Source organism: Streptomyces sp. NPDC014764 (assembly GCF_043082785.1).
GTDB lineage: Bacteria > Actinomycetota > Actinomycetes > Streptomycetales > Streptomycetaceae > Streptomyces > Streptomyces althioticus.
On sequence record NZ_JBIBXY010000026.1, the window covers coordinates 1 to 3,544 of the forward strand.

The 3,544-nt window shown below is 72.3% G+C and carries 4 protein-coding genes; 3 read left to right on the forward strand and 1 reads right to left on the reverse strand.

Annotated features, from left to right (window positions below; translation table 11 throughout):
* Positions 1 to 151 precede the first annotated feature (151 nt).
* A complete protein-coding gene (locus ACF1AG_RS32850; RefSeq protein WP_359608095.1) occupies positions 152 to 1,024 on the reverse strand; it encodes a methyltransferase domain-containing protein in 873 nt (290 codons plus the stop codon).
* A gap of 204 nt (positions 1,025 to 1,228) precedes the next feature.
* Here ACF1AG_RS32850 and ACF1AG_RS32855 point away from each other — a divergent pair, with 204 nt between their 5' ends.
* The 3 genes from ACF1AG_RS32855 to ACF1AG_RS32865 are packed head-to-tail and all read left to right on the forward strand — an operon-like array spanning position 1,229 to position 3,445.
* Positions 1,229 to 1,663, forward strand: coding sequence for an ester cyclase (locus ACF1AG_RS32855; protein ID WP_093769452.1), 435 nt, complete (start codon positions 1,229 to 1,231; stop codon positions 1,661 to 1,663).
* Positions 1,664 to 1,665: 2 nt separating this feature from the next.
* On the forward strand, positions 1,666 to 2,505 hold the full coding sequence (locus tag ACF1AG_RS32860) for an NAD(P)H-binding protein (RefSeq protein WP_391810909.1): 840 nt from the start codon (positions 1,666 to 1,668) through the stop codon (positions 2,503 to 2,505).
* Positions 2,506 to 2,524: 19 nt separating this feature from the next.
* The gene (locus ACF1AG_RS32865) at positions 2,525 to 3,445 is read left to right on the forward strand and encodes an NmrA/HSCARG family protein (RefSeq protein ID WP_391810910.1); all 921 of its coding nucleotides are present in this window, start codon (positions 2,525 to 2,527) and stop codon (positions 3,443 to 3,445) included.
* Positions 3,446 to 3,544: the final 99 nt, after the last annotated feature.

Here is a 3,544-nt window from a genome sequence, read left to right on the forward strand (position 1 = left end):
AAGACGCTCGACTGGGATACCCCAGCCGAGCGTCTACGTGATCTACTCACCACCTGAAACCAGGCGGTGTTGCGACGACCCCTTGAACCCAAGCACCGCCCGGGGGGCCTTCCGGCGTTTCCCCCCGGCGCGCCGCCGGACGGGGGGGAGGTCAGCGGTCGACGGTCGCCGTGACGTAGCGGACGGGGACGTCGATGTGGATGACGCCGTCGTCGCCGCGCAGCGCGTCCAGCCCTTCGGTGAGGCGGGCGCGCAGGGCGGCTGCCTCGTCCTCCGGCAGGTGCTGCCACAGCAGGCGCATGCCCTGCGTGTGCGACCAGGTGACCCAGTCCGCGCCCGACACGGCCGTCATGTCGACGCTCTCGTCGGTGATCTCCACGTCCCGGAAACCGGCGGTGCGCAGGGCCGCGGTGAGGTCGGCGGGGTCCTCCAGCCAGGAGTGCAGCTGCTCCCGCAGCCGCTCGGGGTGCCAGGCGGCCGGCAGGTGCTCCAGCAGCGACAGCGGGATCCACCGGGTGAACAGCGGCGGCAGGAACGGGAAGGTGTCCTTGCTGAACACGGGGCTGGTGAAGGCGATCCGGCCGCCGTCGCGCAGCAGCCGGGCGTAACGGGCCAGTGCCCCGCGGGCGTCCGGCAGGAAGATCACGCTGTAGCTGCCCACCACGAGGTCGAAGGAGTTCTCGGGCAGGCGGGGGTGCTCGCCGTCCATGACGCGCAGTTCGACGTTGCCGATGCCCTGGCGTTCGACCTCGCGGCCGGCCTGCTCGATCATCGCCTCGGCGATGTCGATGCCGAGGGCCGAGCCCTGCGGTCCGACCAGGCGGGCGGCCGGCAGCAGGGTGGCTCCGAGGCCGCAGCCGACGTCGAGCAGACGCTGTCCGGGGCGCGGCGCGGCCCGCTCCACGAGGCGTCGGCCCATCGGGGTGAAGAACTCCACCCCCAGCCGGTCGTAGGTCGCCGCGGCCCCGTTGAAGGCGGCCGTGACTTTCGTTTTGTAGATGTCGGTGGCGGTGGCGGTGTCCACGGTCAGCTCCGGGTCCTCGTCGGGGGGCGCGGGAATTCGCGAGGTGCACAGGCCATGCTCCGGTGGCCCTTTCGGGAACCGCTCAAAGCCGCGTGGAGGCCGCCTCGACCGCGGATGAAGGCCGCTTGCCCGCCGAATTCGGCCACCGCAGACTGACGGCCAGTGTCCCGGCGTCTTGGACCGGCATCCGTGGAGGGGAATTCGATGAGCAGTCAGATAGATGCGGTGCGCCGCATGGTGCGGGCGTACAACACCGGAAACACCGAGGACGTGGCCGAGTACATCCATCCGGAATATCTCAACCCGGCGACGCTGGAGCACATGGACCTGCGCGGTCCGGACTCGTTCGCGATGGCCGTGAAGTGGCTGCGGATGACCTTCTCCGAGGAGGCGCACCTGGAGGAGGTGAAGATCGAGGAGCGCGGCGACTGGGTGCGGGCCTACCTCGTCCTCTACGGCCGTCACGTCGGCAACCTCGTCGGGATGGCGCCGACCGGCCGCCGCTTCTCCGGTGAGCAGATCCACCTGATCCGGTTCGTCGACGGCAAGATCCGCGACCACCGCGACTGGCCCGAGTACCAGAGCACCTACCGGCAGCTCGGCTCCCCGTGGCCGGAGCCGAACGGCTGGAGGGACTGACGATGATTCTCGTCACCGGAGCGACCGGCAAGGTGGGCCGGGAGGCCGTGGAACAGCTCGTGGGCCTGGGCCGCGGGGTCCGGGCGCTCAGCCGCAGCCCCGAGGAGGCCGGCCTGCCGGAGGGCGTGGAGGTCGTCGCGGGAAGCCCCGCCGACCCCGCCTCGCTGGCCGCGGCCTTCGAGGGCGTCTCCCGGGCGCTGGTGGTGCTGTCGGGCGATGTGGCCGGGGAGGCCCGCAACGTGGCGAAGGCGGCCGCCGAGGCGGGGACGGAGCACATCGTGCTGCTGTCGTCGGCGAGCGTGCTGCATCCGCTGCCGCACGGCATCAAGGAGGAGCACCGGGCCGCGGAGGAGGCGGTCACGGCCTCGGGCGTCGCGACCACGTTCCTGCGTCCGGGCCCGTTCCACGCCAACACCTCGTGGTGGATCAAGACCGTGCGGGAGAGTTCCGCGGTGCGCGACTGGATCGGCAACAACCCTGGCGCGCCGGTCGACGAGTACGACATCGCCTCCGCTGCGGTGGCGGCGCTCACCGGCGAGGGGCACCGCGGGAAGGCGTACGTGCTCACCGGGCCCGAGGTGCTCACGTCCGAGGAGCAGGCCCGCATCCTGGGCGAGGTGCTGGGCCGGGAGCTGGAGTTCACGGTGGCCCCGCAGGAGGAGGTCGTGGAGGTCTTCGCCGGCATCACCGGCGACCGTCCGGCCGCGGTCTCCAACGTGGCGGCCCTGCACAGCCCCGAGGTGCCGTGGGCCCGGCCCACGGCCGCCGTCCGGGGGCTCACGGGGCGCGATCCGCGCCCGTACCGTCAGTGGGCCGTCGCCAACGCGGCCCTGTTCCGCTGAGACCGGGAGGCGCGGGGGCATGACGAACGAGACGAACGATACGACCGAAACGACCGATACGAACACGGACACCGGCCCCGACGGCACCGTCCTGGTGATCGGCGCGACCGGACAGCAGGGCGGCGCCACCGCGCGTGAGCTGGTGCGGCGGGGCCGGTCGACGGCGGCCCTGGTGCGCGACCCGGAGTCCGCGAAGGCCCGTGCGCTCGCCGCCCTCGGCGTGCGCCTGGTCCGCGGCGACATGGACGACGAGGCGTCCCTGCGGACGGCGATGGAGGGTGTGCGCGGTGTGTTCTCCGTGCAGAACTTCATGACGCCGAAGGGGCTGGGCGGCGAGGTGCGTCAGGGCCGTGCCGTGGCCCGGGCGGCGAAGGCCGCCGGCGTCGCCCATGTGGTCTACAGCTCGGTGGGCGGGGCCGAACGCCACAGCGGCGTGCCGCATTTCGAGTCCAAGCGGCACATCGAGCGGTACCTCGAGGAGCTGGGCGTGCCGACGACCGTGCTACGGCCGTCGTTCTTCATGGACAACTTCGCCGCGCACGGCCCGCAGAACGTCGACGGGACGCTGGTGGTGCAGCTGGGTCTGAAGCCGGACACGCGGGTGCAGTTCATCGCCGTCGAGGACATCGGCTTCTTCGCGGCGCAGGCCTTCGACCGGCCGGACGACTACGTCGGCCGGGCGCTGGAGCTGGCCGGCGACGAGCTGACCGCGACGGAGGTGGCGCAGGCGTACGCGGAGCGCACGGGGATGCCGGCGCGGTTCGAGGAGCTGCCTCTGGACGCGGTCGCCGCGAACCCGTACATCCCCAACGCCCCCGAGATCGCCCTGATGTTCGAGTGGTTCCAGGAGCACGGCTACCGGGCCGACATCGCGGCGCTGCGCGCCGAGCACCCGGGTCTGCAGTCGTTCACGACGTTCCTGAAGGGCCTCGAGATCTGACCGGCCTGCCGGGGCGCACGGACGGGGGCCGGGACCACCCGTGGGTGGGAGCCCGCCCCCCGCGGGGGCCCCCGCCCGGCTGGTGATGCCCCCCGCCCG

What these genes read in the sequence shown, in the direction of transcription:
- ACF1AG_RS32865 (WP_391810910.1), top strand. Translation starts at nt 2,525, where the DNA reads ATGACGAACGAGACGAACGATACGACCGAAACGACCGATACGAACACG.
- ACF1AG_RS32855 (WP_093769452.1), top strand. Translation starts at nt 1,229, where the DNA reads ATGAGCAGTCAGATAGATGCGGTGCGCCGCATGGTGCGGGCGTACAAC.
- ACF1AG_RS32860 (WP_391810909.1), top strand. Translation starts at nt 1,666, where the DNA reads ATGATTCTCGTCACCGGAGCGACCGGCAAGGTGGGCCGGGAGGCCGTG.